Origin of the sequence: Duganella sp. LjRoot269, from assembly GCF_964254095.1 — a bacterium.
GTDB lineage: Bacteria > Pseudomonadota > Gammaproteobacteria > Burkholderiales > Burkholderiaceae_D > Rugamonas > Rugamonas hordei.
The window spans coordinates 6,726,636-6,753,033 of record NZ_CAXUSL020000001.1; the positions used below are offsets into that span (position 1 = coordinate 6,726,636).

Here is a 26,398-nt window from a genome sequence, read left to right on the forward strand (position 1 = left end):
GATCGTTGCAAATAAGGCATTCTGCATTGCCGCGCTGGAAAAATCCAGTCTTCCGGCGCGGCTGCCATATCAGCTGCGCTTCATCACCAGCGTCAGGATGTCGTAGCTGGCCACCAGTTCGTCGTTCTGGTTGGTCACCTGCACGTCCCAAGCGACCACGCCCTGGCCGACGCCCTTGTCGTCGGTGCGGTTGCGGTCCACCTTGCGCTTGCAGGTCAGGCGCGCGCGGATGGTGTCGCCGATGGCGACCGGCGTGATGAAGCGCAGGTTGTCCAGGCCGTAGTTGGCCAGCACCGGACCGGGCGCCGGCGAGACGAACAGGCCGGCGGCGGCCGACAGCACGAAGTAGCCGTGCGCGATGCGCTTGCCGAACTGCGTGTCCCTGGCGGCGATCTCATCGAAGTGCATGTAGAAGTAGTCGCCCGAGACGCCGCCGAAGTTGACGATGTCCGCTTCGCTCACGGTACGGCGGTGCGTCAGCAGCGAGTCGCCCATCTTCAGGTCTTCGAAATATTTACGGAACGGATGGACTTCGCTTTCCTGCACCTTGGCGCCACGGACGTATTCACCGGTGACGGCGGCCAGCATCGTCGGCGAGCCCTGGATTGCGGCGCGCTGCAGGAAGTGGCGCACCGCGCGGATGCCGCCCAGCTCTTCGCCGCCGCCTGCGCGGCCAGGACCGCCATGCTTCAGCTGCGGCAACGGCGAACCATGACCGGTGGAGTCCACCGACGCTTCACGTTCGAGTATCAGCACGCGCCCGTGCGAGGCGGCCGCCATCGGCACCGCGTACGCGGCGATGGCCGGCTCCTTGGTCACCAGCGTCGAGACCAGCGAGCCCTTGCCGCGCGCGGCCAGGGCCATCGCTTCGTCGATGCCGTTGTAGCTGATGATGGTGCTGACCGGACCGAAGGCTTCGATGTCGTGCACGGCGTCGTTGCTCATGCCGTCGCGGCACAGCAGCAGCGTCGGCGAGAAGAACGAACCGCCGGCCACGTCTTCGCCGACCGGCTTGAAGCCGTCGCGTTCACTGAACAGCACCTCGTTGCCGCGCGCGAGCAGCTCGACGCGCTCGGCGACGTCGCGTTGCTGGTCCTTGGAGGCCAGCGCCCCCATGCGCACGCCCTCGACCGACGGATCGCCGACACTGACTTTCGCCAGCCGTTCACGCAGGCGGGTGCCGACGGCGTCCACCATATTTTCCGGCACGATGATGCGACGGATCGCGGTACATTTCTGGCCCGCTTTGCCGGTCATCTCGCGCGCCACCTCTTTGACGAACAGGTCAAACTCGACGTCGTCCGGCGAGACGTCCGGTGCCAGGATGGCGCAGTTAAGCGAATCTGCTTCGGCGGTGAACGGCACCGAATTGGCGATCAGGTAGCGGTTGGTGCGCAACTTGGCGGCGGTGTCGGCCGAACCGGTGAAGGTGACGACGTCGGCACCGCCCAGGCGATCGAGCAGGTCGCCGGTGCTGCCGATGACCAGCTGCAGCGCGCCTTCCGGCAGCAGACCGGATTCGTGCATCATGCGCACCACGGCTTCGGTCAGGTAGCTGGTGGCGGTGGCTGGCTTGCCGATGCACGGCATCGCGGCCAGGAAGCTTGGCGCGAACTTCTCCAGCAAGCCCCAGATCGGGAAGTTGAAGGCGTTGATATGTACCGCCAGGCCGCCGCGCGGCACCAGGATGTGAGTACCCGAGAAGCCGCCGTTTTTACCCAGCGCCATGGCCGGACCTTCATGCAGCACGTTCGACGACGGCAACTCGCGGCTGCCCATGCTTGCGTAGGCGAACAGCGTGCCGGTGCCGCCTTCGATGTCGACCCAGCTGTCGGCGCGGGTGGCGCCGGTCAGGTGCGAGATCGTGTACAGTTCTTCCTTGCGGCTGACCAGGTACAGCGCCAGCAACTTCAGGCGCGCGGCGCGCTGCTGGAAATCGAGTTTCATCAGTTCCGGCACGCCCACCTTGCGGGCATAGGTGACGGCTTCGTCGAAGTCGATCTTCTCGGCGTGGGTGTGATAGATCAGCGAGTTGTTCAGGGCGCTGTGCAGCGGCGCCGACGCTTCGGCGCCGATCCAGCGGCCTCCGATCCAGCTTTGCAGGGTTGATGCCATGTTGATCTCCGTTCCTTATTTCATTCGTTATGCTTGCGCGTTTTTATGCAGGTGCAGCGGCAGCGAGCTTTCCCATTCGATGCGCTTGCGGTCCGCTTCCACTTCGGTCAGCGCTTCGACTTCGCGCATCGTATTCATCGAGCGCACGGCCAGCTCCTGGTACTGGCCTGTGCCTTCCGTCTTCCATTTGATTTCGTCGTCGCTCAGCGCGCGCGCCACCTTGGCCGGCGTGCCGACCACGAGGCTGCGCGGCGGCACTTCCATGCCGGCGCGGACGAAGCTCATCGCGGCGACGATGCTGTCGGCACCGATGACGGCGTTGTCCATGATGACGCTGTTCATACCGACCAGCGCATTGCGGCCGATGCGGCAGCCGTGCAGCACGGCGCCATGGCCGATATGGCCATCGCGCTCGACCACCGTATCGCAGCCGGGGAAGCCGTGCATGACGCAAGTGTCCTGCAGGTTGGCGCCCTCCTCCAGGACCAGCCGGCCGAAGTCGCCGCGCAGCGCCGCCAGCGGACCGACGTAGCAGCGCGGGCCGACGATGACGTCGCCGATCAGCACCGCGCTGGGATGCACGTAGGCGGTCGGGTGGACCACCGGCGTGACACCGTTGATTTCGTAGACTTTGACCATGACGGTTCCCCGGCGCTTACACGCGTTCGATGACGAGGGCGATACCCTGGCCGACGCCGATGCACATGGTGCACAGCGCGTAGCGGCCACCGGTGCGTTCCAGTTGGTTCAACGCTGTCAGCACCAGCCGCGCACCGGACGCGCCCAGCGGATGGCCGATGGCGATGGCGCCGCCGTTCGGGTTGACGTGCGAGGCGTCGTCAGCCAGGCCAAGGTCGCGCGTAACGGCCAGGCCTTGCGCTGCGAAGGCTTCGTTCAGTTCGATGACGTCCATCTGGGCGATGCTCAGGCCGACCTGCGCCAGCACCTTCTTCGATGCCGGCGACGGGCCGAAGCCCATGATGCGCGGCGCCAGGCCTGCGGTGGCCATGCCCAGCACCCGGGCGCGCTTCTTCAAGCCGTATTGTTCGGCGGCGGCGGCCGACGCCAGTAGGATGGCGCAGGCGCCGTCGTTGACGCCGGATGCGTTGCCGGCGGTGACGCTGCCGTCGGGCCTGACCACGCCTTTGAGCTTGGCCAGCATCTCGACAGTGGTGTCGGGACGCGGATGCTCGTCGGTGTCGACGATCTTCGGATCACCTTTTTTCTGTTGCAGCGTGACCGGCACGATTTCGCTCTTGAATACACCCGCCGCGTGGGCGGCAGCCCAGCGTTGCTGGCTGCGCACGGCAAATTCGTCCTGGTCGATACGGCTGATGCCGAATTCCTGGGCCACGTTTTCGGCCGTCTCCGGCATCGAGTCGATGCCGTGCTGCGCCTTCATCAGCGGATTGACGAAACGCCAGCCGATGGTAGTGTCTTCGATCTTGGCTGCGCGCGAGAAGGCGCTGTCGCCCTTTCCCATGACAAAAGGCGCGCGCGTCATGCTTTCGACGCCGCCGGCGATCACCAGCTGTGCTTCGCCGGACTTGATGGCGCGCGCGGCGATACCCACCGCGTCGAGGCTGGAGCCGCACAGGCGATTGATGGTGTTGGCGGGAACGTCGACCGGCAGCCCGGCCAGCAGCGCGGCCATGCGGCCGACGTTGCGATTGTCCTCTCCGGCGCCGTTGGCGCAGCCGTAGTAGACGTCGTCCACTTTCGACCAGTCGACGCCGGGGTTGCGGGCGATCAGCGCGGCGATGGGTAACGCGGCCAGGTCGTCGGCGCGCACGCCGGCGAGGGCGCCGCCGTAGCGGCCAAATGGGGTGCGGATGGCGTCACAGATAAAAGCGTCGTTCACGGAATCTCCTTAATTTTTCGGGCGCTGGTCGACCACGCGGCGGGCCTTGCCGGTCAGCGTGCGTTCGATGCCGTTGGCGGCTAGCAGGCGCACTTTGGTGGTGACGCCAACGTAGGTCTTGATGTGATGCTCAAGCTCGCGCGCCAGCGCTTCAGTCTCGCCAACCGGCGTTTCCGGACGCAGCTCGGCCAGCACATCGAGTTTGTCGAGATGACCGTCGCGCGAGATCACCAGCTGGTATTGCGGCGCCAGCTTGGGCATCTTGCAGATCAGTTCTTCGATCTGCGTCGGGAACACGTTGACGCCGCGGATGATCAGCATATCGTCCGAGCGGCCGGTGATCTTGCCGATGCGACGCATCGAACGTGAAGTCGCCGGCAGCAGCCGAGTGAGGTCGCGCGTGCGGTAGCGGATGATGGGCAGCGCTTCCTTGCTCAGCGAAGTGAATACCAGTTCGCCCTCTTCGCCGTCCGGCAGCACTTCACCGGTTTCGGGATCGATGATCTCCGGGTAGAAATGGTCCTCCCAGATGACCGGACCATCCTTGCTCTCGATGCATTCGCTGGCGACGCCTGGGCCCATCACTTCGGACAGGCCGTAGATGTCGACCGCGTCGATGCCGGCGCGTTGTTCGATTTCCTTGCGCATGGCGTCGGTCCACGGTTCTGCGCCGAAGATGCCGACCTTGAGCGAACTGGCGGCCGGGTCCAGCCCCTGGCGCTGGAATTCCTCGATGATGTTCAGCATGTACGATGGCGTGACCATGATGATGGACGGCTTGAAGTCCTGGATCAGCTGCACCTGTTTTTCGGTCTGGCCGCCGGACATCGGAATCACCGTGCAGCCGAGCCGCTCGGCGCCGTAGTGCGCACCCAAGCCGCCGGTGAACAGGCCGTAGCCGTACGAGATGTGAACCATGTCGCCACGTCGGCCGCCGGCGGCGCGGATCGAGCGCGCAACCACATTGGCCCAGGTGTCGATGTCGTTTTGCGTGTAGCCGACCACGGTCGGCTTGCCGGTTGTACCGCTCGATGCGTGCACGCGCACCACGCGGTCCTGCGGCACGGCGAACATGCCGAACGGGTAGTTGTCGCGCAGTTCCTTCTTGCCGGTGAAGGGAAACCTGGCCAGGTCGGCCAGCGTGCGCAGGTCGTCGGGATGGACGCCGGCGGCGTCGAACGCGGCGCGGTAGTGGGCCACGTTTTCGTAGGCGTGCTTGAGCGACCACTGCATGCGCTGCAGTTGCAGGGCTTGCAGTTCGTCCTTGCTGGCGCGTTCGATCGGCTCCAGATCGGACGGTTCAGGAATGCGTTGGACCATCGTTGTCTCCTCTTTATGCTGGCTGCTGCGGTATGACTTCTCCGCTGACCCGGTGCGACTTACCGCGAAACAGCGCGATCGTGCGGCCATCCTGGTTGCTGACCTTGATGTCGTAGACGCCGCTCTTGCCGGACAACGCCTGTTCGACCGCCGTCGCGGTCAGCACGTCGTGCAGGCGTCCCGGTGCAAGATAGTCAATGGTGCAGCCTGCGCCGACGGTCACCATATTGCGGCTGTTGCAGGCAAAGGCGAAGGCGCTGTCGGCCAGCGCGAAAATGAAACCGCCGTGGCAGCTGCCATGCCCATTCAGCATGTCCGCGCGCACCGGCATCGACATGCGGGCGTAGCCGGGTGCGATGGCATCGATCGTCATGCCCAGTCCTTGCGAGGCCGGGTCGCGCTCGAACATGGAGGTGGCGACGGCTTCGGCCAGCGCCTGCGCTTCGTCAATGCTGCGTTCCTGCGCAGCGGCCAGGATGCCGAGCTTAGTCATGGAAGCGTCCTCCGTTGGCCAGCTTGCGGCGCAGCAGCGGCGACACCCGATAGCGGTCCTCGCCATAGCCTGCGGCCAGGTTGGACAGCACGGTCACGATCTGCGCGATGCCGACAGCATCGGCCCAGGCCAGCGGGCCGCGCGGATAGTTGACGCCCTTCTGCATGGCGATGTCCGCCGCCGACGCGCTACAGACGCCCTGGTTGACAGCGTCCGCCGCCTCGTTGGCCAGCATGGCGACCGTACGCATGACGGCCATGCCGGGTACGTCGTCCAGCCGCGTGACTACGAAGCCTGCCGCCTGGAACAGGCCGACCACGGATTGATAGGCGGCCGGCGCGCACTGGTCCGAGCATGACAATGCGATGCGTTTGGCGCTGCCGGAGTCCAGCGCCAGGTCGAACAGCACCGTATCGGGATGGTTGTTGTCCCGGGCCCGCTGGGTGGCGCTGCGGCCGTCCGTCAGGAAGACGGCGGCGCCGTTGCAGTGGAAGGCCGGCGCTTCGTCGGCGCCCGCCGCGTGGCCCCGCGTCTCCGGCGACTTGCGATGCGAGACGGCGATGCCGGATGCGCGCAGACGCGCGGCCAGCGCGTCGGCCACTACGCCGCCGGCGGCATGCGAAGCGCCGCCGATGGCGCCGGGTTCCACCGTGTAGCTGACATATTCAGGCTTGGGCTGCGGCGCCTCGGCCTGCGGCTGCAGTGCGGAATGCAGCGGCGCACCCGCAACGGCGGCCTCGCCGTATGAATAAAATCCCCGCCCCGATTTACGGCCCAGGAAGCCCGCATTGACCATCTCCTGCTGCAGCACCGACGGAGTGAAGCGCGGATCGTTGAAGTAGGCGCTGAAGACCGACTGCGTAACCGAGAAATTGACGTCATGGCCGATCAGGTCCATCAACTCGAATGGTCCCATGCGGAAGCCACCGCAGTCGCGCATCACCGCGTCGATGGTGGCGGCGTCGGCTGCCTGTTCGTTCAGCAGGCGCCAGCCTTCGGCGTAGAACGGCCGCGCCACGCGGTTGACGATGAAGCCCGGCGTCGACTTGGCGTGCACCGGGTTCTTGCCCCAGGCGGCGGCGGTGTCGTACACGGTTTGCGCAACCGCCGCATCGGTGGCCAAGCCGCTGATCACTTCGACCAGCGCCATCAGCGGCACGGGATTGAAGAAGTGCATGCCGGTCAGGCGCGCGGGCACGCGCAGCTGCGCGGCAATCGCGGTGACGGAGATCGACGAGGTGTTGGTGGCCAGGATGCAGTCGTCCGCGACCAGCGTTTCAAGCTCGGCGAACAGCTTGCGCTTGACGTCCAGGTTCTCGACGATGGCCTCGACCACCAGCGCGGCGTCGGCGACATCGGCCAGCGTGACGGCCGCATGCAGGCGCGCGATGGCGGCGGCGCAGTCGACGGCGCTGATGCGCTCCTTGGTCACCAGCTTGTTGAGGGCGGCGGCAATGTCGGATATGGCCTTGGCGACGGCCTCGGGGCGCGTGTCATACAACTTGACGGTATAGCCGGCGACGGCGGCCACCTGCGCGATGCCCGCGCCCATCGCGCCGCTGCCGATGACGGCGACGACCCGGTCTTTGTCGAGGGCGGCCATGTTATTGCCCCTTGAATTGCGGTGCGCGTTTTTCCATGAAGGCGGCGACGCCTTCGCGGTAGTCGTCGCTGCGACCCAGTTCGCTCATCATGCCGCATTCGAGCGTCAGTTGCTGCTGCAGCGTGTTGTGCGGGCTGGCGTACAGGGCTTGCTTGGTGAAGGCCAGGCCCTTGGTCGGCGCGCTGGCGAAGTGGCGCGCCATGGCTGCGGTTTCAGCGGCCAGTTCGTCGTCCGGCACGGCCTTCCAGATCAGGCCCCAGGCTTCAGCCTTCTCGGCGCTGAGCTTATCGCCCAGCATGGCCAGGCCCATGGCGCGGGCGCTGCCGACCAGGCGCGGCAGGAAGTAGGTGCCGCCGGTGTCGGGGATCAAGCCCAGTTTGCAGAACACTTCGACGAACGAGGCCGATTTGGCGGCCAGCACGATGTCGCAGGCCAGCGCTATGTTGGCGCCGGCGCCGGCGGCCACGCCGTTGACGGCGCAGATCACCGGCATCGGCAAGGCGCGCAGCGCCAGCACCAGCGGCGCGTAGTTTTTCTCGACCGAGTCGCCCAGGTCGACCGGACTGGCGCCCGGCTCCACCGAGCGGTCCGACAAGTCCTGTCCGGCGCAGAAGCCGCGGCCGGCGCCGGTCAGCACGAATACGCGTACGCTCTTGTCGGTGTTGACCTTGTGGATGGCGTGACGCACTTCCTCGTGCATGGCCTGCGTGAAGCTGTTCAACTTGTCGGGACGGTTCAGCGTCAGCGTGGCAACGCCGTCGGTGATGTCGAAGAGGATGTTCTCGTAGTTCATGGCGTCTCCGTGCTGGTTATTGGCTTGTTTATTGCGTTATTCGGCCTGGTCGAAGTCGATGACGACCTTGTCGGTGATGGGGAAGCTCTGGCAGCTGAGGACATAGCCGCGCGCGATTTCATAATCTTCCAGCGCGTAGTTGACGTCCATGTCGACCTTCCCTTCGAGCAGCTTGCAGCGGCAGGTCGAGCACACCCCGCCCTTGCACGAGTAGCGCATGTCGATGCCGGCCTTGAGGCCCGCGTCGAGCAGCGACTCCTTGTCCTGGTCCATGGTGAAGCTGGTGGCGCTGCCGTCCATGATGACGGTGACTTCCGTTTCGTGACGCGCCGCGGCAGGGTCGATGGCGCGCGGCTTGTGCTGGTGCTTGGGAATGCTGGCGGCGAACAGCTCGATCTTGATATTCGATTTCGGCATGCCGGCTTCCTGCAGCGCTTCTGATACGCCCAGCATCATGTCTTCCGGGCCGCAGATGAAGGCGACGTCGATGTCGTCGGCGCGCACCCAGTACTTCAGGAACTGCGCGGCCTTCTCTTTGGTGATGCGGCCGTTGAACAGCTCGATGTCCTGCTGCTCGCGGCTCATCACGTAGGCCAGCTTCAGGCGTTCCATGTAGACGTCCTTCAGGTCCGACAGCTCGTCCTTGAAGATCACCGACGACGAGGCGCGGTTGCCGTAAAACAGAGTGAAGCGGCTGTGCGGCTCGGCCGCCAGCGTGGTCTTGATGATCGACAGGATGGGCGTGATGCCGCTGCCGGCGGCGAAGGCCAGGTAGTGCTTGCGGTTGGTGGCGTCCAGCGACACGTTGAAGTGGCCCATCGGCGGCATCACTTCCAGCGTGATGCCGGGCTTGATGGTGTCGTTGGCCCAGCTGGAGAACAGGCCGCCCTGCGTGCGCTTGATGGCCACGCGCAGCGCGCCGTCCTGCACGGCGGAGCAGATCGAATACGAGCGGCGCACGTCTTCGTCGCCGATCTGCGCGCGCAGGGTCAGGTGCTGGCCTTGCTGGTAGGCGAAGCTGTCGCGCAGCTCGGGCGGCACGGCGAAAGTGACGGCGATGGTGTCGCGCGTTTCGTTGCGCACTTGCGAGACGGTCAGCGGGTGGAATTTGCTCATGATCTTTTTAGTGGCACTTGAAGTAGTCGAAGGGCTCGCGGCAGTCCAGGCATTTGTACAGCGCCTTGCAGGGCGTGGAGCCGAACTGGCTGGTGATTTCGGTATGGCTGGAACCGCAGTTGGGGCACACGACGCTCAGGCGCGGTTGCGCGCGGCGCGAGATGGCGGCATGGGCTCCTGCTCCACCTCGCAGGCCGCTGATGTCGATGACCTGCTGCGCGGGCGGCGCGATGCCGTAGTTTTTCAGCTTGACCTTGCCTTCTTCGCTCATCCAGTCGGTGGTCCAGGCGGGCGAGAGCTGGTTTTGCAAACGGACGTCTTGCAGGCCATGCGCGTGCAGCGCATCGGTGACTGCGTCGGCGATCACTTGCATGGCGGGACAGCCGGAATAGGTTGGCGTGATGGTGACGGTGCAGGCGCCGTCGGCGGCCAGCTGCACGTCGCGCACGATGCCCAGGTCGACGATGGAGATGACCGGGATCTCCGGGTCCGAGACCTCGGCCAGCCAGGACCAGACCTGTGCGGCGGTGTGCCCGGCGTTGATGGCGGCGGCTGTCATGGCAGGCCCGCTGTTACCAGGTGGCGCCGGGATAGGCGCGCTGCAGGAACTGCATCTCGGCCAGTATATAGCCCAGGTGTTCAGTATGGCGGCCTTGCTTGCCGCCCTTCTGCATCCAGGCATCGGCCGGCGGCATCGCCAGCGTGGCTTCGGCGAAGATCTCGGCCACGTGCGCCAGCCATTGCGCGCGCAGTTCGTCGGCGGACGGCGCGATACCCGCAGCCACCATGGCGTCGTCGATGGCGTCGTAGGCGAACACTTCACCGCTGTACATCCACAGCTCGTCGGCGGCCGCCTGCGTCTTGGCGTGGCTGACTTCCGTGCCGTCGCCGAGACGCACGATCAAGTCGCCGCTGCGACGCAGGTGATAGGTGACTTCCTTCAGCGATTTCTCGGCGATGGCGGCGATGCGGGTGTCGCTCGAACGCGTCAGGCCGACGATCAGGAAGTAGTGCCAGGTGTCGAAGTAGAACTGCCGCATCATGGTGTCGGCGTAGTTGCCGTTCGGCTGTTCCAGCAGCAGGCAGTTCTTGAAGTCGTGAGCGTCGCGGTGGTAGGCCAGCTTGTCTTCGTCGCGGCCGGCGCCTTCCAGCTCGGCGGCGTATTCGTACCACAGGCGGGTCTGGCCCAGCAGGTCCAGCGCGACGTTGGTCAGCGCCATGTCCTCTTCCAGCGCAGGGCCCTTGCCGCACAACTGCGACAGCTGCTGGCTCAGGATCAGCGCGTTGTCGCCGAGGCGCAGAAGGTAGTTGACTTTGTTATCCACGGTGCGGCTCCGCTTAAAGGTTCTTGACTTCTTCCGGCATCGGGAAGAAGGTCGGGTGGCGATACACCTTGCTGTTGGACGGCTCGAACAGGGCGCCCTTGTCGGACGGGCTGCTGGCGACGATGTCGGCGGCGCGCACCACCCAGATGCTGACGCCTTCATTGCGGCGCGTGTAGACGTCGCGCGCGTTGTTGACGGCCATTTCGGCGTCCGGCGCGTGCAGGCTGCCGACGTGTTTGTGCGCCAGCCCGTGCTGGCTGCGGATGAATACTTCCCACAACGGCCATTCTTTGCTCATGCTCTTCTCCTTATGCGGCCTTGGCGGCGGCGTGTTTGTCGGCGTGCGCGACCAGCGCTTCGCGGAACCAGGCGCCGTCTTCCCACGCCTTGACGCGGGTGCGCAGCCGTTCGCGGTTGCACGGGCCGTTGCCCTTCAGGACGTTGTGGAACTCGCTCCAGTCGATGGCGCCGAATTCGTAGTGGCCGGTTTCGGCGTTGAATTTCAGATCGGGATCGGGCACGGTCAGACCCAGGTACTCGGCCTGCGGCACGGTCTGGTCGACCATGCGCTGGCGCAGCTCGTCGTTGGAGAACAGCTTGATCCGCCATTGCGCCGACTGCGCGCTGTTGACCGATTCGGCATCCGACGGACCGAACATCATCAGCGACGGCCACCACCAGCGGTTCAGCGCATCCTGCGCCATGGCCTTCTGTTCGGACGTGCCCTTGGCCAGCGCCATCATGATGTCGTAGCCCTGGCGGGCGTGGAACGATTCTTCCTTGCAGACGCGGATCATGGCGCGCGCATACGGACCGTACGAGCAGCGGCACAGCGGGATCTGGTTGATGATGGCCGAGCCGTCGACCAGCCAGCCGATCGCGCCCATGTCGGCCCACGACAGCGTCGGGTAGTTGAAGATGCTGGAATACTTGGCCTTGCCGCTGTGCAGCGCACCCAGCAGCTCGTCGCGCGACACGCCCAGCGTCTCGGCGGCGCTGTACAGGTACAGGCCGTGGCCGGCCTCGTCCTGGATCTTGGCCAGCAGGATGGACTTGCGCTTGAGCGTAGGCGCGCGCGTGACCCAGTTGCCCTCGGGCAGCTGGCCGACGATTTCCGAGTGCGCGTGCTGCGAAATCTGCCGGATCAAGGTCTTGCGGTAGGCATCCGGCATCCAGTCCTTGGCCTCGATCTTGACGCCGTCGTCGATGCGGGCCTGGAACGCGCGCTCGTCGGCCGCCATGTCGTCGGCCGTGCGGACGGTGCTCAGGCCGGTCTCCACCATTTGTGCATACATCGCTATCTCCTCATCGAGTAGACATCATAATACGATACATATTTTAGTTTGACTACGTTTTTTTTGAGTCATATTGATAAACAGTATCCCATCGGTAAAGCGTATGAAATAAATGCTGCGCCTGCGGTCAGGCAAAGTAAACTCTTGTTTGTGTGTATAGATAAAGATTGCAGCCCATGAATTGCAATGACTGGATAGCGAATTTCCTGGCCAGCGACCCGCCGCGGTCGAAATCGCTGGTGGTGACCATTTTCGGCGACGCCATCGTGCCGCATGGCGGCATGGTGTGGCTGGGTAGCCTGATCGAGCTGCTGGCGCCCTTCGGCGTCAACGACCGGCTGTTGCGCACCGCCGTGTTCCGGCTGGCGCAGGAGGGCTGGCTGGGCGCGCAGCGCGACGGCCGCCGCAGCTCGTACGCCATCACGCCGGACGCGATGACGCGTTTCGTGCACGCCTACCGCCGCATCTACGCGCCGCTCAACGTGCACTGGGACGGCAGCTGGACCCTGATCCTCAACGGCGACGGCGCGCTCAACGCGGCCGAGCGCGGCGCGGTGCGCAAGGAATTGCTGTGGGAGGGCTACAGCGTGATCGCGCCCGGCATCATGGGCCACCCGGCGGCCGACGGGCCGGCGCTCGACGAGCTGCTCAAGCGGCTGGGCGTGGCGGGCAAGTTATTCGTGGTGCAGGGCAAGTCGATGCGCCAGGTCAGCGCGCGCCCGCTCAGCGACCTGGTGGCCGACGGCTGGGACCTGAGCGGCGTGGCCTACGGCTACCAGCGCTTCATCACCCAGTTCGAGCCGCTGCGGACGGCGGTGCAGGCGGAAGCGGACGCGTTGTCGCCGCAGCAGGCGTTCGTGATCCGCACCCTGCTGATCCACGCCTACCGCCGCGTGCAGCTGCACGATCCGCAACTGCCGGTCGAGCTGCTGCCGACGCCGTGGCCGGGGGCCGTGGCCTACGAACTGGCGCGCGACATCTACCAGGCCGTCTACGCGGCGGCCGAGCAGCACGTCGACGCCACGCTGCGGCGCGAGGACGCCGCCGCCCCGGCCGCCGAGCCAGCCTTCTTCGACCGCTTCGGCGGCCTGGCCTAAACCAATCCGGGGGTTTTATTTGCGGCCGATGCTGATCAGGTAGTTCTGCATCGTCGCCTCGGCCACCGAGGCCCACTGGTTCTGGTCGTGGCGGAACTTCTTCCACGGCTCGTAGACCTTCTTGAACTTGGCGTTCTTCGCCGCTTCCTCCTCCATCACGGCGGTGGCGTGCTGGTAGGAGGCGTCCATGATCTCCTTGGAGAAGTTGTGCAGCTTGGCGCCGTTCTTCATCAGCCGCGCCAGCGCCGCCGGGTTCTTGGCGTCGTACTCGGCCTGCATGGCGACGTGGCACTCGAAGCTGGCAGCCTCGATCGCCGCCTGGTATTCCTTGGGCAGCTTGTCCCATTCCTTGATGTTGATGTAGAACGACAGCTGCGGCCCGGCCTCCCACCAGCCCGGCGCGTAGTAGTGCGGCGCCACTTTCACCAGCCCGAGCTTCTCGTCGTCGTACGGGCCGACCCACTCGGCCGCGTCGATGGTGCCCTTCTCCAGCGCGGCGTAGACGTCGCCGGCCGGGATCTGCTGCGGCACCACGCCCATGCGCTCCATCACGCGGCCGGCGAACCCGGCGATGCGGAACTTCAGCCCCTTCATGTCGGCCAAGGTCTTGATCTCCTTGCGGAACCAGCCGCCCATCTGGGTGCCGGTGTTGCCGGCCATGAAGTTGATGATGCCGTAGCCCTTGAAGAATTCGCGCATCAGCTCGCGCCCGCCGCCCTGGTCTATCCACGCCGTCTGCTGGCGCGAGGTCAGGCCGAACGGCACCGCGCAGTCGAAGGCGAACGTCGGGTCCTTGCCGAAATAGTAGTACGACGGCGTGTGCCCCATCTCCACCGTGCCGGCCTGCACCGCGTCCATCACCTGCAGGCCGGGCACGATCTCGCCGCCGGCGAACTGGCGGATGACGAACTTGCCGCCGGTCAGCTCGGCCACCCGCTTGGTGAAGCGCTCGGCCGAGCCGAAGATGGTGTCCAGCGTCTTGGGGAAGCTCGACGCCAGGCGCCAGCTGATGGCCGGGCCGCCCTGCGCCAGCGCCGGGGCCGCGAGGGTGGCGGCGCCGGCTGCGACGGTGCCATGCTTGAGGAAGGAACGACGTTGCATGCGTATCTCCGGTGATTGGTCTGCGGCCAGTGTAGAGCCACTTTGACAAGCTTGCAATCGTTGAAATCGGGCCGCGCCGGGCGCGAGGCTGTATCATGTCGGCACCGCGCCACAAGCGCGAACAAACTCATACATAGAAATTACCGGGATTCAGCCATGTCTATCAAAATCAGCCAGCAATTCGACGCCGGCGCCATCGAGGTGATCCGCGCCGACGATCCGGCCGCCATCGACCTCCACATCCGCAAGGACTCGCACGCCGACATCACGCAATGGTTTTATTTCCGCGTGCAGGGCGCGCAGGCGACGCCGCTGACGCTGCGCTTCCTCAACGCCGGCGCGGCCGCCTATCCGGACGGCTGGAAGGATTACCAGGCCGTCGCCAGCTACGACCGCGACAACTGGTTCCGCGTGCCGACCACCTTTGACGGCTCGGTGATGACAATCAGCCACACGCCGGAATACGACAGCGTCTACTACGCCTACTTCGAGCCGTATTCGTGGGAGCGCCATCTGTCGCTGCTGGACAACGCCCAGCTGTCGCCGCTGGTCAAGCTGGTCGACCTGGGCGGCACCATCGACGGCCGCGACCTGAACATGCTGGTCATCGGCGATCCGGAAGCCGAGCAGAAGGTGTGGGTCATCGCCCGCCAGCACCCGGGCGAGACGATGGCCGAGTGGTTCGTCGAAGGCATGGTGGAAGCCCTGCTGGACCCGGCCAACCCGTTCGGCCGCCAGTGCCTGAAGGAAGCCGTGTTCTACGTGGTGCCGAACATGAACCCGGACGGCTCGGTGCGCGGCAACCTGCGCACCAACGCGGCCGGCGCCAACCTGAACCGCGAATGGCTGAACCCGACCATGGAGCGCAGCCCGGAAGTGTTCCTGGTGAAAAACAAGATGCTGGAAACCGGCTGCGACCTGTGCCTGGACATCCACGGCGACGAGGGCCTGCCCTATGTGTTCGTGGCCGGCAGCGAGTCGCTGCCGACGTTCACGCCGGACCAGGCCGAGGCGCAGCAATATTTCATCGACAACTTCCTGATCGCCAGCCCGGACTTCCAGGACGAGTACGGCTACGGCGAGACGCCGTACACCGACGAGACGCTGACCATGGGCTCGCCGCACATCACCCACGCCTTCGGCTGCCTGTCGCTGACCCTGGAGATGCCGTTCAAGGACAACGCCAACGATCCGGACCCGGACACCGGCTGGAACGGCGCCCGCAGCGCCGAGCTGGGCAAGTCGGTGCTGCAGCCGGTGTTGCAACAATTGCTGGCCCAGGCCTGATACTGCAACCAGGTGATTGAAAGTAGGCAACTTTCCGATTACCATGCCAGCGAAGTGGAAAAAGCCCGCGCGATGCGGGCTTTTTTCTGTGCGACCACCCAACCGGCATCGATCATCATGAATCCACGGCAACGCCCGTCCCTTACCCTGCTGCGCCTGCTGGCCGCGGCCCCCATGCTGCTGTCCCCGCTGTCCGCCCGCGCCGACGACGACAAGAAGCCGCCGGCCGAAGCGCCCGTGCAGCAAGTCGAGATCAAGGGCGCGGCGGCCACCTACGACGCCCGCCGCAACGACACCGCCACCAAGATCGTCGTCACGCAGGAAGAGATCCTGAAGAACGGCGACACCACCATCGCCGAGGTGCTCAAGCGGCTGCCGGGCATCACCGTCGGCGGCGTGCAGGGACGCGGCGGCGACATCCGCATGCGCGGCCTGGGCAGTGGCTACACGCAGATCATGCTCAACGGCGAACCGGCGCCGCCGGGCTTCTCGCTCGACTCGCTGTCGCCGGACATGATCGAGCGCATCGAGGTGATGCGCGCGGCCACCGCCGAGTACAGCACCCAGGCCATCGCCGGCGGCATCAACATCGTGCTCAAGAAAGCCATCGTGACGGCCCAGCGCGAACTCAAGCTCGGCCTGCAGGACGACAACGGCCATGTCGGCACCAACACCAACTTCCAGCTGTCGGACCGCCGCGGCGCGCTGTCGTACGCGGTCGGCGGCGGCATCACCTACGGCAAGTTCGACCGGCCGTCTGAAGTGGTGACCACCGGCTTCGCGCCGGACGGCAGCCAGAACCTGCTACGCCGGACCGCCATACAGAGCCGCGGCCTGTTCGAGGCGCTCAACCTGTCGCCGCGCGTCAACGTCAATCTGGGGCCGAACGACATCGTCACCTCGCAGAGCTTCGTCAACGTCAACCGCTTCCACGCCGACAACAGCGAGCAGGTGGCCACCGTGCAGGGCGCGGCGCCGCGCTACACCGGCACCCGGATCCACATCGACAGCGACTTCGAAATGCTGCGCAGCGACCTGACCTGGACCCGCAAGCTGGCCGGCGGCGCCAAGCTCGAACTCAAGGGCGGCGTCAACTACAACCACCGCCAGACCGAGGCGCCGTCCAGCCAGTACTATCCGGGCGACGTGCTGGCGCTGTCGCGGCTGATCACGTCGGCGTCGACCGACCAGGGCTGGTCGAGCACCGGCAAGTATTCGACGCCGCTGTTCGAGGGCCATGCGCTGGCCGCCGGCTGGGACGCCGGCTACAGCGCGCGCGACGAGGACCGCATCCAGCGCGAGAGCTCCACCGTGGGCGCGCCGGCCGCCAACCTGGACCAGCGCTACAACGCCGACGTCAAGCGGCTGGCGCTGTACGCGCAGGACGAGTGGACGCTGACGCAGCAATGGTCGATGTACTTCGGCCTGCGCTGGGAAGGCATCGACACCACCAGCGAGGGTAACGACTATGCGCCGGTAAGCAACAAGTCCAGCGTGTTCAGCCCGCTGTTCCAGACGCTGTGGAAACTGCCCGGCAGCAAGGCCGACCAGTTGCGCCTGGGCCTGACGCGCACCTACAAGGCGCCTGGCGTCAACAGCCTGATCCCGCGCCGCTTCGCCTCCAACAACAACAGCGCCACCAGCCCGGACCAGACCGGCAATCCGCTGCTCAAGCCGGAACTGGCCTGGGGCCTGGACCTGGCGTTCGAGCACTACCTGGCGGGCGGCGGCCTGCTGACGGCCAGCACCTTCGTCCGCCGCATCGAGGACATCACGCACCAGCAGGTGGCGCTGATCAATGGCCTCTACGTGTCGCGCCCGGTCAACGACGGCATCGCCAACACGCGCGGCATCGAGCTGGAGGCCAAGCTGCCGCTGCGCGCGATGATGAAGGGCATGCCGGCGGTGGACCTGCGCGCCAACGTCTCGCGCAACTGGTCGGACCTGACCTCGGTGCCGGGCCCGAACAACCGGCTGGACCAGCAGACCCCGGTCAGCGGCACCGTCGGCGCCGACTGGAAGCTCGACACCCTGCCGCTGACCGTGGGCGGCAGCTTCAGCTTCCAGAGCGGCGGCCCGGTGCGCATCTCGCTGCAGCAGTCGGCCTACACCATTCCGAAACGGTCGCTGGACCTGTACGGGCTGTGGAAGTTCAATCCCAAGAACCAGCTGCGGGTGGCGCTGGCCAACGCGCTGCACCAGGACAACTACAGCGAGTCGAGCTACGCCGATGCCAGCGGCACGCTGCGCGACGGCACCATCACGCCGACCACCGCCGTGGTGCGGGCGCTGGTGGAGATGAAGTTCTGACGTAGCAACCGCTTGAGCCCGTTCCCTGCGGCGCGACAATGTCGCCGCCGCAGGTAAAAATACACTGGACCTCATACGGCGCATCCGCGCGCCGCTTCCGGAGGTTCAGCATGGATACCCTGACTTTTTCCCGGCCTTTCAGCCGCGCCTCGGCGCGCCGCGTGTTGCTGTTCTTCGCCCTGCTGCTGAGCGCCTGCTCCACACCCTACCGTCCGCCGCAAGTGGCCGACGCCGGCGCCGCCTTTCCCGGACTGGCCGACCTGGCCGCGCAGTCCGGCGGCAAGCGCGCCGATGTGCTGCTGGTGCACGGCATCTGCACCCACGACGCCAACTGGGCCGGCGAGGTGGTCGGGCAATTGATGCAGGCCGTCACCGCGGCCACCACATCGGCGCCGGCCGTGGCGCGCGCCGACGGCGGCCCGCAGATCCAGATCGTGCCGGCAACGGTCGAGACGCCAACAGGCCGGCTGCGCTTCGACGCGCTGATCTGGTCGCCGCTGACCACGCCGCTCAAGCGCCAGCTGTGCTACGACCAGAGCGGCAAGTCCGCCATCTGCGAAGGCGCGCCGCCCTACACGCCGCAGCGCGCGCGGCTCAATGCCCGGTTCAAGGATGGCTTGATCGACGATTGCCTGCCCGACGCGCTGATCTACCAGGGCGTGGCCCGCGACGAGATCCAGCGCCGCATGCGCGATGCCATCCTGCAGGTGCTGGCGGACGGCGACGGCGTGCCGGAGGTGCCGCTGGTGGTGATCTCGCACAGCATGGGCAGCAAGATCCTGTTCGATACCCTGCTGCGCATGACCGAGGAGGCGCCCGGCTCGCGGCCGGCGCTGGTGGCGCAGCGGGCGGTCGACCGCCTGCGTTTTCTGGTGATGGCGGCCAATCAGATTCCGCTGCTGTCGCTGGCCGACCAGTCGATAGCCGCGCCGGGATTGTCGATGTCTGTTCCGCCCGACAGCCTGCAGCGGCTGTTGCAAAAGCGGCTGGCGGCGCGACCCCGCGCCGGCGCCGACCAGCATCTGACGCTGGTGGCATTCAGCGATCCCAACGACCTGCTGTCGTACACAATGCAGACCGACAAGTATGCGCGCGAGGGAGTTACCGTCTACAACATCCTGGTCTCCAACGCGCCCACCTATTTCGGCCTGCTGGAGCGGCCCGACTACGCCCACCTGGACTACCTGAACAATCCCGGCGTCGGCCGCCTGATCGCCTGCGGACTGCCGTCCAGCGCACTCTGCAAGCGGGAGTAGGCGGGCTTTACTTCGCGTTCCGCCCGGCGCTGATCAGATAGTTCTGCATGGTCGCCTCGGCCACCGACGCCCACTGATTCTGATCCTGGCGGAACCTCTTCCAAGGCTCATAAATCTTCTTGAACTTCGGATTGCGCGCCGCTTCCTCGTCCATGACCGCGGTGGCCGCCGCGTAGCAGGCGTCCATCGTATCCTTGGGGAAGTTACGCAGCTTCACGCCGTTCTTCAGCAGGCGCGCCAGCGCGGCCGGATTCTTCGCGTCGTACTCGGCCTGCATCACCACATGCGCCTCGTACGTGGCCACCTCGATCGCCGCCTGGTACTCCTTGGGCAGCTTCTCCCACTCCTTGATGCCGACGTAGAACGAGAACGACGCCGACGCCTCCCACCAGCCCGGCGCGTAGTAGTACGGCGCCACCTTGTTGAAGCCCAGCTTCTCGTCGTCGTACGGTCCGACCCATTCGGCCGCGTCGATGGTGCCCTTTTCCAGCGCCGGATAGATGTCGCCGCCGGCCAGCTGCTGCGGCACCACGCCGAGGCGCTCCATCACCCGCCCGGCGAAACCGGCGATGCGCATCTTCAGGCCTTTCAGGTCGGCCACCGACTTGATCTCCTTGCGGAACCAGCCGCCCATCTGCGTGCCGGAATTCCCGCCGAGGAAGTTGACCACGCCATAGCCCTTGAAGAACTCGCGCATCAATTCGCGTCCGCCGCCCTGGTCGAACCACGCCGTGTGCTGGCGCGACGTCAGCCCGAACGGCACCGCGCAATCGAAGGCGAAGGCCGGGTCCTTGCCGAAGTAATAGTAGGAGGCGCTATGGCCCATCTCGACGGTGCCGGCCTGCACCGCGTCGAGCACCTGCAGGCCGGGCACGATTTCGCCGGCCGCGAACACGCGGATGTTGAACTTGCCGCCGGTCAGCTGGGCAACGCGCTTGGTCAGCGTATCGGACGCCGAGAAGATCGTGTCCAGCGATTTGGGGAAGCTTGAGGCCAGCCGCCAGTTGATGGTCGGCAGATCGGCCGCCAGCGCGGGCGCGGCCACCGCGGCCACACCGGCGCCGGTGGCGGCCTTTTTCAGAAAGGAACGACGCTGCATGGTAAGTCTCCGCTGTTGTTATAGTCGCCACAGTGTAAGACAAAAACGGCCGCACAGGGCGGCCGTCGGCAAAGTGCAACAGACAGCGCTCAGCCGCCCGCCACCACCATGTTCTCGATCAGGATCGAGCCGGTCTGCTTGGTGCCGCGCACCAGCACGTCCGCGCCCACCGCGACGATCTGCGCCAGCATGTCCTTCATGTTGCCGGCGATGGTGATCTCCTCCACCGGATACTGGATCACGCCGTTCTCGACCCAGTAGCCCGAGGCGCCGCGCGAGTAGTCGCCGGTCACGTAGTTGGTGCCCTGGCCCATCAGTTCCGTCACCAGCAGGCCGGTGCCCATCTTGCGCAGCATGGCCGCGAAGTCGTCGCCCTTCTTCGTCAGCGACGACGTCAGCGACAGGTTGTGCGAGCCGCCGGCGTTGCCGGTGGTCTGCATGCCCAGCTTGCGGGCCGAATACGTCGACAGGAAATAGCCCTGCACCACGCCGTCCTTGACCACGTCGCGCTTGACGGTGCGCACGCCTTCCTCGTCGAACGGCGCCGAACCGACGCCACCGACCACGTGCGGGTCTTCCTTGATCTGGATATGTTTCGGCAGCACCTGCTTGCCCAGCGAATCGAGCAGGAAGCTGGACTTGCGGTACAGCGCCCCGCCCGACGTCGCCTGCACGAAAGCGCCCAGCAGGCCGGCCGCCAGCGGCGCCTCGAACAGCACCGGGCAGGTGCGGGTGTCGATGGTGCGCGCGTTCAGACGGGCCAGCGCGCGCTCGGCCGCGTAGCGCCCGATCGCTTCCGGCGACGACATCTTCTTGGCGTCGCGCACCGAGGTATACCAGTCGTCGCGCTGCATCTTGGCGCCCTTGCCGGCGATCATCGCCACCGACAGCGTGTGGCGCGAATATGGATAGCCGCCGATGAAGCCGCGCGAATTGGCCGCGACGAAGTGCGACTGCTGCACGTGCACGCCGGCGCCTTCGGAATTGGTCACGCGCGGATCGACGTCGAAGCCGGCCGCCTCGGCGCGCTGGGCCAGCGCCACCGCATCGGCGGTCGAGATGTCCCACGGATAAAACAGCTTCAGGTCGCGCGGCGCCAGCTCCAGCTGGTCGGCGTCGGCCAGGCCGGCGCAGTCGTCGTCGGCGGTGAAGCGGGCGATGTTGTAGGCCGCCTCCACGGTCGCCTTCAGCGCCGCCTGCGAAAAGTCCGAGGTGCTGGCGTTGCCGCGGCGCTGGCCGATGAACACCGTCACCCCCATGCCCTTGTCCTTGTTCTGCTCGATGGTCTCGATCTTGCTCTTGCGCACAGACACCGACAGCCCGCTGCCCTCGCTGATTTCGACGGCGCAATCGGTGCCGCCTTGCTCCTTGGCAAACGCCAGCACATCGCGTGCGAGCTGCTTCAACTGGTCCTGGGTATGGGTAAAATGGGTATCGCTCATGGGCTGTAATCTTCGGGTGGCCGCTAAAACAGGTATCATAGCAGTCGTTTACAGTTTACAGGGGCGGCCACGCTCCTGACAGAGAGTTAATATTATGGTAAATCCCAATCGCGGCAGCGGCGGCGTGGGCTTCAGCTCGACCGAATTCGAGCAAGAGTACGAACGTCCTTCCAAATCCGAGCTCAAGCGCCAGTCCGACGCCCTGCAAAAAATGGGTGAAACCCTGGTCGAAGCGCCGCGCGACCGCGTCAAGCGCGTGCCGATGCCGGAGGATGTGCTCGAAGCCATCCTCGCCTGCCAGGTGATCACCAACCACGAGGGCCGGCGCCGCGCGCTGCAATTCGTCGGCAAGAAGATGCGTACCCTGGACGAAACCGAAGTGGCCGTGATCCAGCAAGCCATCGACAGCTGGAAGGGCGCGTCCAAGTCGGAGACGGCCGCGATGCACGCGCTGGAACGCCGCCGCGACAAGCTGCTGACCGACGACAAGGCGCTGACCACCTTGCTGGCCGAAAATCCGGAACTGGACGTGCAGCACCTGCGCACCCTGATCCGCAATGCCCGCAAGGAGCAGGCCGAGAACAAGCCGCCGAAGGCTTATCGCGAAATCTTCCAGCTGCTCAAGCAGATCGAGTCCAAGAAGGGCAAGCCGGCCGCCGACGAAGGCGACGACGACGCCGACAGCGAGTCCGATGACGAGTAACTTGACCAGTAACGCCGCCGACACCCTGGTCATCGGCCTGGTGTCGATCTCCGACCGCGCCAGCGGCGGCGTCTACCAGGACCAGGGCATCCCTGCGCTGGAAGACTGGCTGGCGCGCGCGCTGACCACGCCCTATCGCCTGGAAACCCGGCTGATCGCCGACGAACGCCCGCAAATCGAAGCCACGCTGACCGAACTGGTCGACGTCACCCGCTGCCACCTGGTGCTGACCACCGGCGGCACCGGCCCGTCGCGCCGCGACGTCACGCCGGAGGCCACGCGCGCCGTCGGCACCAAGGAGATGCCCGGCTTCGGCGAGCAGATGCGCCAGATCAGCCTGCATTTCGTGCCGACCGCGATCCTGTCGCGCCAGACCGCCGTGATCCGCGAAACGCCCGACCACGCCGCGCTGATCCTGAACCTGCCGGGCCAGCCGAAGGCCATCGCCGAGACGCTGGGCGGCCTGAAGGACGCCGCCGGCGCCACCTTGGTGGGCGGCATCTTCGCCGCCGTGCCTTATTGCGTCGACCTGATCGGCGGTCCGTACATGGAAACCGACGCCGCCGTGTGCAAGGCCTTCCGCCCCAAATCCGCGCTACGCCCCCAACCCTGAGGACGCCCATGAGCACCCTGCTGCAAACCATCGAAAAAGAAACCGGCGCCAACCCGACCGTGGCCATCATCTGGATGCACGGCCTGGGCGCCGACGCCAACGACTTCGTGCCGATGCTGCACGAGCTGGACCTGGCCGGCCTGCCGGCTATCCGCTTCATCTTCCCCAACGCCGACACGATGCCGGTGACGATCAACGGCGGCTACGTGATGCGCGCCTGGTACGACATCGTCGCCACCGACCTGGGCCGCCAGGAAGACGAAGCCGGCCTGCGCGCCTCGCAGGCGAAAGTCGAAGCCCTGATCGAACGCGAAAAGGCACGCGGCATCCCGGCCGAACGCATCATCCTGGCCGGCTTCTCACAGGGCTGCGCGATGACCCTGCAGACGGGCCTGCGCCAGAAGGAAAAGCTGGCCGGCCTGATGTGCTTGTCGGGCTACGTGCCGATCGCCGCCAAGGCCGCCGCCGAGCACACGCCGGAAAGCCTGGCCACGCCGGTCTTCATGGTGCACGGCCGCATGGACCCGGTGATCCCGGTGGCCCGCGCCGAACAGTCGCGCGACCTGCTGCAGCAATGGGGCTACCAAGTCGAATGGCACGACTACCCGATGCAGCACTCGCTGTGCCAGGAAGAAGTCGACCACATCAGCGCCTGGCTGAAAAAAGTGCTGGCCTAACCCCCGGTTGTTTTTACGGCAGCGGCGCGGCCGGGGAGGATGGCACTTCCGTCTGCGCCGCGTTCATCACCATCGCCAGGAAGGTGTAGTAGCCGTTGATACCCATCAGGTCCACCACGCCATGCTCGCCGAAGGCGGCCAGCGCCGCCGCGTAGGTCGCGTCGTCCACCCGCTGCTTCTCGTGCAGCTGGATGCAGAACTCGTACACCAGCGCCTCGTCGTCCAGCATGCCCTGCGGCGGCCGCCGCGCCGCGATCGCCGCGATCACCCCGTCGGCGATACCGTAGTCGCGCGCGATCGGTTCGTGGATCGCCCATTCCACCTGCTGGCTCCACTGCCGCGCCGTCACTAAAATAGCCAGCTCCGTCAGCCGCGTGCCGATCGCGCTGCGGTAGCGCAGGTACTCGCCCATGCGCTGGGCCGCCGCCATCAGCTCCGGACTGCGGATCAACGGCACGAACGGCCCGTACAGCGCGCCGCGCGGCCCGTCGATGACGGCTTGCGCCGCCACCTGCTGGCTGGCGCTCATTTCTGCAAAGGGAATAGGCCCCAAACGATCGGTCATGGCAAGCATCCTCGAGATTATTCGCTCATGTTGCGGCATAGATCAATGGAACACAAGACGATCGCGGCTATTGTCTGCTCTTGGTCACCTCCAACCTTCGACAGAAAGGACGCCATGAGTCATCTCATCCATCGCAACCTGCGCCGCCCGCCGCCGGTCGCCGTCAGCGCCTCCGGCCTGACCGTGCGCGACAGCCGCGGCAACAGCTACCTCGACGCCAGCGGCGGCGCCGCCGTCTCCTCGCTTGGCCACGGCCACCCGGACGTGCTGGCGGCGATGCACGCGCAGATCGACCGCAATGCCTACGCCCACACCGCCTTCTTCAGCTCCGAGGCGGCCGAGGAACTGGCGGCGCGCCTGGCCAACGACGCTCCCGGCGACCTCGATCACGTCTACCTGGTCTCCGGCGGCTCGGAAGCGATGGAGACCGCCCTCAAGCTGGCGCGCCAGTACCACGTCGAAGCCGGCCAGATGGAACGCAGCGTGTTCATCGCCCGCCGCCAGAGCTACCACGGCAACACGCTGGGCGCGCTGGCCATCGGCGGCAACGAGTGGCGCCGCCGCCCGTTCGAGCCGCTGCTGATCGACGTGCCGCACGTGTCGCCCTGCTACGAATACCGCGACCGCGCCGAAGGCCAGACCGTGGGCGACTACACCGCCGCCCTGCTGGCCGAACTGGAGGCGGCCATCCTCGACGCCGGGCCGGAACGGGTGATCGGCTTTGTCGCCGAGACGGTGGTCGGCGCCACCGCCGGCGCCGTGCCGCCGACGCCCGGCTACTTCAAGGGCGTGCGCGCGCTGTGCGACCGGTACGGCATCCTGCTGATCGCCGATGAAGTCATGTGCGGCATGGGCCGCACCGGCACGCTCTACGCGTTCGAACAGGAAAACGTGGTGCCGGACCTGGCGGTGCTGGGCAAGGGACTGGGTGCCGGCTACCAGCCGATCGGCGCGGTGCTGGCGCGCGATCACGTGGTGCGGCGGCTGCGCGACGGCAGCGGCGCCTTCCAGCACGGCCATACCTACATGGGCCATCCGGTGGCCGCCGCCGCCGCGCTGGCGGTGCAGAAGGTGATACAACGGGATTGCCTGCTGGGCGCCGTCACGGTGCGCGGCGCGTCGTTCAAGCGCATGCTGAAGGAAGCCTTCGGCGCCCATCCGCACGTCGGCGACATCCGCGGGCGCGGCATGCTGCTGGCGCTGGAGCTGGTGCGGGACCGCGCCAGCAAGGCGCCGTTCGATCCGGCGCTGAAGCTGCACGCGGCGGTCAAGGACCAGGCCATGGCGCGCGGATTGATGGTGTATCCGATGGGCGGCACCATCGACGGCCGCCGGGGCGACCATATTTTGCTGGCGCCGCCGTTCATCGCCACCGAGGCCGAGCTGGCCGAAATCACCAGCCGGCTGGCCGACTCGCTGACCCGCGCGCTGGCCGCGGTGACGTGATTATTTCTTCGCCGTCCAGGCCACGACTTCCTGCTGCTGCTCGCCCAGGCCGGCGATGCCCAGCCGCAGGACGTCGCCTTTCTTGAGGAAGCGCTGCGGCTTGCGGCCCTGGCCCACGCCCGGCGGCGTGCCGGTGGCGATGACGTCGCCCGGCTCCAGGGTCATGAACCTGGACAGGTAGCTGACGATCTGCGCCACCGAAAAAATCATCGTGTCGGTGCAGCCGGTCTGCATGCGCTTGCCGTTCAGCTCCAGGTACAGGTCCAGCTTCTGCACGTCGTAGATGTCTTCCTGCGTCACCAGCCACGGGCCGACCGGGCCGAAGGTGTCGCAGCCCTTGCCCTTGTCCCACTGCGGGCCGCGCTCCAGCTGGAACGAGCGCTCCGACAGGTCGTTGACCACGCAATAGCCGGCCACGTGCTTCAGCGCGTCCGCCTCGCTGACGTACTGCGCGCGCGTGCCGATCACCACGCCCAGTTCCACTTCCCAGTCGGTCTTCTTCGAGCCTTGCGGCAGCATGACCGGGTCGTCCGGGCCGGACAGGCAGGAAATCGCCTTCATGAAGACGATCGGCTCCTTCGGTATCGGCATGCCCGTTTCGGCCGCGTGGTCCGAATAATTGAGGCCGATGCCGATGAATTTGCCGACCTTCGCCAGCGGCACGCCGTAGCGCGGATTGCCGCGCACCAGCGGCAGCGACGCATGGGCGATCTTCTCCAGCTTGCGCAGCGCCTTGGGCGCCAGCTGTTCGGCGCCGATGTCGGCGATCACGCCGGACAGGTCGCGCAGCTTGCCTTCATCGTCGATCAAGCCTGGTTTTTCTTTGCCGGGACGGCCGTAGCGCACGAGTCTCATGGGATTCCTAGGTTAAAAAGTCGCTG

At 66.1% G+C, this 26,398-nt stretch carries 25 protein-coding genes; 8 read left to right on the top strand and 17 right to left on the bottom strand.

Annotation, left to right across the window (positions count from 1 at the left end):
- Positions 1 to 69 precede the first annotated feature (69 nt).
- From paaZ to paaA, 12 genes are read right to left on the bottom strand one after another with little or no spacing between them, the layout of a single operon-like run.
- Positions 70 to 2,115, bottom strand: coding sequence for a phenylacetic acid degradation bifunctional protein PaaZ (paaZ, locus tag ACSQ3S_RS30055; RefSeq protein WP_436144662.1), 2,046 nt, complete (start codon positions 2,113 to 2,115; stop codon positions 70 to 72).
- A 27-nt stretch (positions 2,116 to 2,142) separates the two neighbouring features.
- Positions 2,143 to 2,754: a phenylacetic acid degradation protein PaaY gene (gene paaY, locus ACSQ3S_RS30060; protein WP_176652402.1), complete on the bottom strand. Its 612-nt coding sequence runs from the start codon at positions 2,752 to 2,754 to the stop codon at positions 2,143 to 2,145.
- 16 nt (positions 2,755 to 2,770) lie between these two features.
- Positions 2,771 to 3,976 (bottom strand): 3-oxoadipyl-CoA thiolase, encoded by a 1,206-nt coding sequence (gene pcaF, locus ACSQ3S_RS30065; protein ID WP_436144663.1) that lies wholly within the window; start codon positions 3,974 to 3,976, stop codon positions 2,771 to 2,773.
- Positions 3,977 to 3,985: 9 nt separating this feature from the next.
- Complete coding sequence (gene paaK / locus ACSQ3S_RS30070; protein WP_436144664.1) at positions 3,986 to 5,296, bottom strand: phenylacetate--CoA ligase PaaK; 1,311 nt, start codon at positions 5,294 to 5,296, stop codon at positions 3,986 to 3,988.
- Positions 5,297 to 5,309: 13 nt separating this feature from the next.
- A complete protein-coding gene (paaI, locus tag ACSQ3S_RS30075) occupies positions 5,310 to 5,789 on the bottom strand; it encodes a hydroxyphenylacetyl-CoA thioesterase PaaI (RefSeq protein WP_176652399.1) in 480 nt (159 codons plus the stop codon).
- The gene (gene paaH, locus ACSQ3S_RS30080) at positions 5,782 to 7,392 is read right to left on the bottom strand and encodes a 3-hydroxyacyl-CoA dehydrogenase PaaH (RefSeq protein WP_436144665.1); all 1,611 of its coding nucleotides are present in this window, start codon (positions 7,390 to 7,392) and stop codon (positions 5,782 to 5,784) included. Before paaH ends, paaI begins: the two co-directional genes overlap by 8 nt.
- Before the next feature lies 1 nt (position 7,393).
- On the bottom strand, positions 7,394 to 8,185 hold the full coding sequence (gene paaG / locus ACSQ3S_RS30085) for a 2-(1,2-epoxy-1,2-dihydrophenyl)acetyl-CoA isomerase PaaG (RefSeq protein WP_436144666.1): 792 nt from the start codon (positions 8,183 to 8,185) through the stop codon (positions 7,394 to 7,396).
- A gap of 36 nt (positions 8,186 to 8,221) precedes the next feature.
- On the bottom strand, positions 8,222 to 9,301 hold the full coding sequence (gene paaE / locus ACSQ3S_RS30090) for a 1,2-phenylacetyl-CoA epoxidase subunit PaaE (RefSeq protein WP_436144667.1): 1,080 nt from the start codon (positions 9,299 to 9,301) through the stop codon (positions 8,222 to 8,224).
- Positions 9,302 to 9,308: 7 nt separating this feature from the next.
- On the bottom strand, positions 9,309 to 9,860 hold the full coding sequence (paaD, locus tag ACSQ3S_RS30095) for a 1,2-phenylacetyl-CoA epoxidase subunit PaaD (protein ID WP_436144668.1): 552 nt from the start codon (positions 9,858 to 9,860) through the stop codon (positions 9,309 to 9,311).
- A 13-nt stretch (positions 9,861 to 9,873) separates the two neighbouring features.
- Positions 9,874 to 10,626 carry a 1,2-phenylacetyl-CoA epoxidase subunit PaaC gene (gene paaC / locus ACSQ3S_RS30100; RefSeq protein ID WP_436144669.1) on the bottom strand — a complete coding sequence of 251 codons (753 nt, stop codon included), beginning with the start codon at positions 10,624 to 10,626 and terminating at the stop codon, positions 9,874 to 9,876.
- Positions 10,627 to 10,639: 13 nt separating this feature from the next.
- Positions 10,640 to 10,924, bottom strand: coding sequence for a 1,2-phenylacetyl-CoA epoxidase subunit PaaB (gene paaB, locus ACSQ3S_RS30105; RefSeq protein WP_176652393.1), 285 nt, complete (start codon positions 10,922 to 10,924; stop codon positions 10,640 to 10,642).
- A 10-nt stretch (positions 10,925 to 10,934) separates the two neighbouring features.
- Positions 10,935 to 11,921, bottom strand: a complete 987-nt coding sequence (gene paaA, locus ACSQ3S_RS30110; RefSeq protein WP_436144670.1) for a 1,2-phenylacetyl-CoA epoxidase subunit PaaA — start codon at positions 11,919 to 11,921, stop codon at positions 10,935 to 10,937.
- 176 nt (positions 11,922 to 12,097) lie between these two features.
- On the opposite strand from paaA, the gene paaX reads away from it, so the two are divergent.
- Complete coding sequence (paaX, locus tag ACSQ3S_RS30115) at positions 12,098 to 13,018, top strand: phenylacetic acid degradation operon negative regulatory protein PaaX (protein WP_436144671.1); 921 nt, start codon at positions 12,098 to 12,100, stop codon at positions 13,016 to 13,018.
- A gap of 15 nt (positions 13,019 to 13,033) precedes the next feature.
- On the opposite strand, the gene ACSQ3S_RS30120 is transcribed toward paaX, so the two are convergent.
- Positions 13,034 to 14,119, bottom strand: coding sequence for a TRAP transporter substrate-binding protein (locus ACSQ3S_RS30120; protein ID WP_176652388.1), 1,086 nt, complete (start codon positions 14,117 to 14,119; stop codon positions 13,034 to 13,036).
- A 156-nt stretch (positions 14,120 to 14,275) separates the two neighbouring features.
- On the opposite strand from ACSQ3S_RS30120, the gene ACSQ3S_RS30125 reads away from it, so the two are divergent.
- From ACSQ3S_RS30125 to ACSQ3S_RS30135, 3 genes are all read left to right on the top strand, one after another.
- A complete protein-coding gene (locus ACSQ3S_RS30125) occupies positions 14,276 to 15,406 on the top strand; it encodes a M14 family metallopeptidase (RefSeq protein ID WP_353401036.1) in 1,131 nt (376 codons plus the stop codon).
- A gap of 117 nt (positions 15,407 to 15,523) precedes the next feature.
- Positions 15,524 to 17,716: a TonB-dependent receptor plug domain-containing protein gene (locus ACSQ3S_RS30130; RefSeq protein WP_436144672.1), complete on the top strand. Its 2,193-nt coding sequence runs from the start codon at positions 15,524 to 15,526 to the stop codon at positions 17,714 to 17,716.
- A 110-nt stretch (positions 17,717 to 17,826) separates the two neighbouring features.
- Positions 17,827 to 18,972: a hypothetical protein gene (locus ACSQ3S_RS30135; protein ID WP_436144673.1), complete on the top strand. Its 1,146-nt coding sequence runs from the start codon at positions 17,827 to 17,829 to the stop codon at positions 18,970 to 18,972.
- 7 nt (positions 18,973 to 18,979) lie between these two features.
- Here ACSQ3S_RS30135 and ACSQ3S_RS30140 read toward each other — a convergent pair whose 3' ends face one another.
- On the bottom strand, positions 18,980 to 20,071 hold the full coding sequence (locus ACSQ3S_RS30140; protein ID WP_413446772.1) for a TRAP transporter substrate-binding protein: 1,092 nt from the start codon (positions 20,069 to 20,071) through the stop codon (positions 18,980 to 18,982).
- Positions 20,072 to 20,160: 89 nt separating this feature from the next.
- Positions 20,161 to 21,513 carry a metalloprotease PmbA gene (gene pmbA / locus ACSQ3S_RS30145; RefSeq protein ID WP_176652384.1) on the bottom strand — a complete coding sequence of 451 codons (1,353 nt, stop codon included), beginning with the start codon at positions 21,511 to 21,513 and terminating at the stop codon, positions 20,161 to 20,163.
- A 94-nt stretch (positions 21,514 to 21,607) separates the two neighbouring features.
- On the opposite strand from pmbA, the gene yjgA reads away from it, so the two are divergent.
- From yjgA to ACSQ3S_RS30160, 3 genes are read left to right on the top strand one after another with little or no spacing between them, the layout of a single operon-like run.
- The gene (gene yjgA, locus ACSQ3S_RS30150; RefSeq protein ID WP_176652383.1) at positions 21,608 to 22,216 is read left to right on the top strand and encodes a ribosome biogenesis factor YjgA; all 609 of its coding nucleotides are present in this window, start codon (positions 21,608 to 21,610) and stop codon (positions 22,214 to 22,216) included.
- Positions 22,206 to 22,829 (top strand): molybdopterin adenylyltransferase, encoded by a 624-nt coding sequence (mog, locus tag ACSQ3S_RS30155; RefSeq protein ID WP_176652382.1) that lies wholly within the window; start codon positions 22,206 to 22,208, stop codon positions 22,827 to 22,829. Before yjgA ends, mog begins: the two co-directional genes overlap by 11 nt.
- 8 nt (positions 22,830 to 22,837) lie before the next feature.
- Complete coding sequence (locus ACSQ3S_RS30160) at positions 22,838 to 23,506, top strand: alpha/beta hydrolase (protein WP_176652381.1); 669 nt, start codon at positions 22,838 to 22,840, stop codon at positions 23,504 to 23,506.
- Positions 23,507 to 23,519: 13 nt separating this feature from the next.
- On the opposite strand, the gene ACSQ3S_RS30165 is transcribed toward ACSQ3S_RS30160, so the two are convergent.
- On the bottom strand, positions 23,520 to 24,071 hold the full coding sequence (locus ACSQ3S_RS30165; RefSeq protein ID WP_436144674.1) for a carboxymuconolactone decarboxylase family protein: 552 nt from the start codon (positions 24,069 to 24,071) through the stop codon (positions 23,520 to 23,522).
- Positions 24,072 to 24,185: 114 nt separating this feature from the next.
- Between ACSQ3S_RS30165 and ACSQ3S_RS30170 the strand changes: the two genes are divergently transcribed.
- On the top strand, positions 24,186 to 25,517 hold the full coding sequence (locus ACSQ3S_RS30170) for an aspartate aminotransferase family protein (RefSeq protein WP_413446768.1): 1,332 nt from the start codon (positions 24,186 to 24,188) through the stop codon (positions 25,515 to 25,517).
- Here the strand turns inward: ACSQ3S_RS30170 and ACSQ3S_RS30175 are convergent, their stop codons facing one another.
- The gene (locus tag ACSQ3S_RS30175) at positions 25,518 to 26,372 is read right to left on the bottom strand and encodes a fumarylacetoacetate hydrolase family protein (RefSeq protein ID WP_436144675.1); all 855 of its coding nucleotides are present in this window, start codon (positions 26,370 to 26,372) and stop codon (positions 25,518 to 25,520) included. It abuts the gene before it with no gap.
- Positions 26,373 to 26,398 lie beyond the last annotated feature (26 nt).

Coding starts and splice junctions, on each gene's coding strand:
- paaZ (WP_436144662.1), bottom strand. CDS start 2,115: ATGGCATCAACCCTGCAAAGCTGGATCGGAGGCCGCTGGATCGGCGCC.
- ACSQ3S_RS30160 (WP_176652381.1), top strand. CDS start 22,838: ATGAGCACCCTGCTGCAAACCATCGAAAAAGAAACCGGCGCCAACCCG.
- yjgA (WP_176652383.1), top strand. CDS start 21,608: ATGGTAAATCCCAATCGCGGCAGCGGCGGCGTGGGCTTCAGCTCGACC.
- paaK (WP_436144664.1), bottom strand. CDS start 5,296: ATGGTCCAACGCATTCCTGAACCGTCCGATCTGGAGCCGATCGAACGC.
- ACSQ3S_RS30170 (WP_413446768.1), top strand. CDS start 24,186: ATGAGTCATCTCATCCATCGCAACCTGCGCCGCCCGCCGCCGGTCGCC.
- paaA (WP_436144670.1), bottom strand. CDS start 11,921: ATGTATGCACAAATGGTGGAGACCGGCCTGAGCACCGTCCGCACGGCC.
- paaD (WP_436144668.1), bottom strand. CDS start 9,860: ATGACAGCCGCCGCCATCAACGCCGGGCACACCGCCGCACAGGTCTGG.
- ACSQ3S_RS30135 (WP_436144673.1), top strand. CDS start 17,827: ATGGATACCCTGACTTTTTCCCGGCCTTTCAGCCGCGCCTCGGCGCGC.
- ACSQ3S_RS30125 (WP_353401036.1), top strand. CDS start 14,276: ATGTCTATCAAAATCAGCCAGCAATTCGACGCCGGCGCCATCGAGGTG.
- paaG (WP_436144666.1), bottom strand. CDS start 8,185: ATGAACTACGAGAACATCCTCTTCGACATCACCGACGGCGTTGCCACG.
- ACSQ3S_RS30140 (WP_413446772.1), bottom strand. CDS start 20,071: ATGCAGCGTCGTTCCTTTCTGAAAAAGGCCGCCACCGGCGCCGGTGTG.
- paaX (WP_436144671.1), top strand. CDS start 12,098: ATGAATTGCAATGACTGGATAGCGAATTTCCTGGCCAGCGACCCGCCG.
- ACSQ3S_RS30175 (WP_436144675.1), bottom strand. CDS start 26,372: ATGAGACTCGTGCGCTACGGCCGTCCCGGCAAAGAAAAACCAGGCTTG.
- paaI (WP_176652399.1), bottom strand. CDS start 5,789: ATGACTAAGCTCGGCATCCTGGCCGCTGCGCAGGAACGCAGCATTGAC.
- ACSQ3S_RS30120 (WP_176652388.1), bottom strand. CDS start 14,119: ATGCAACGTCGTTCCTTCCTCAAGCATGGCACCGTCGCAGCCGGCGCC.
- pmbA (WP_176652384.1), bottom strand. CDS start 21,513: ATGAGCGATACCCATTTTACCCATACCCAGGACCAGTTGAAGCAGCTC.
- paaE (WP_436144667.1), bottom strand. CDS start 9,301: ATGAGCAAATTCCACCCGCTGACCGTCTCGCAAGTGCGCAACGAAACG.
- paaB (WP_176652393.1), bottom strand. CDS start 10,924: ATGAGCAAAGAATGGCCGTTGTGGGAAGTATTCATCCGCAGCCAGCAC.
- ACSQ3S_RS30130 (WP_436144672.1), top strand. CDS start 15,524: ATGAATCCACGGCAACGCCCGTCCCTTACCCTGCTGCGCCTGCTGGCC.
- mog (WP_176652382.1), top strand. CDS start 22,206: ATGACGAGTAACTTGACCAGTAACGCCGCCGACACCCTGGTCATCGGC.
- paaY (WP_176652402.1), bottom strand. CDS start 2,754: ATGGTCAAAGTCTACGAAATCAACGGTGTCACGCCGGTGGTCCACCCG.
- paaH (WP_436144665.1), bottom strand. CDS start 7,392: ATGGCCGCCCTCGACAAAGACCGGGTCGTCGCCGTCATCGGCAGCGGC.
- ACSQ3S_RS30165 (WP_436144674.1), bottom strand. CDS start 24,071: ATGACCGATCGTTTGGGGCCTATTCCCTTTGCAGAAATGAGCGCCAGC.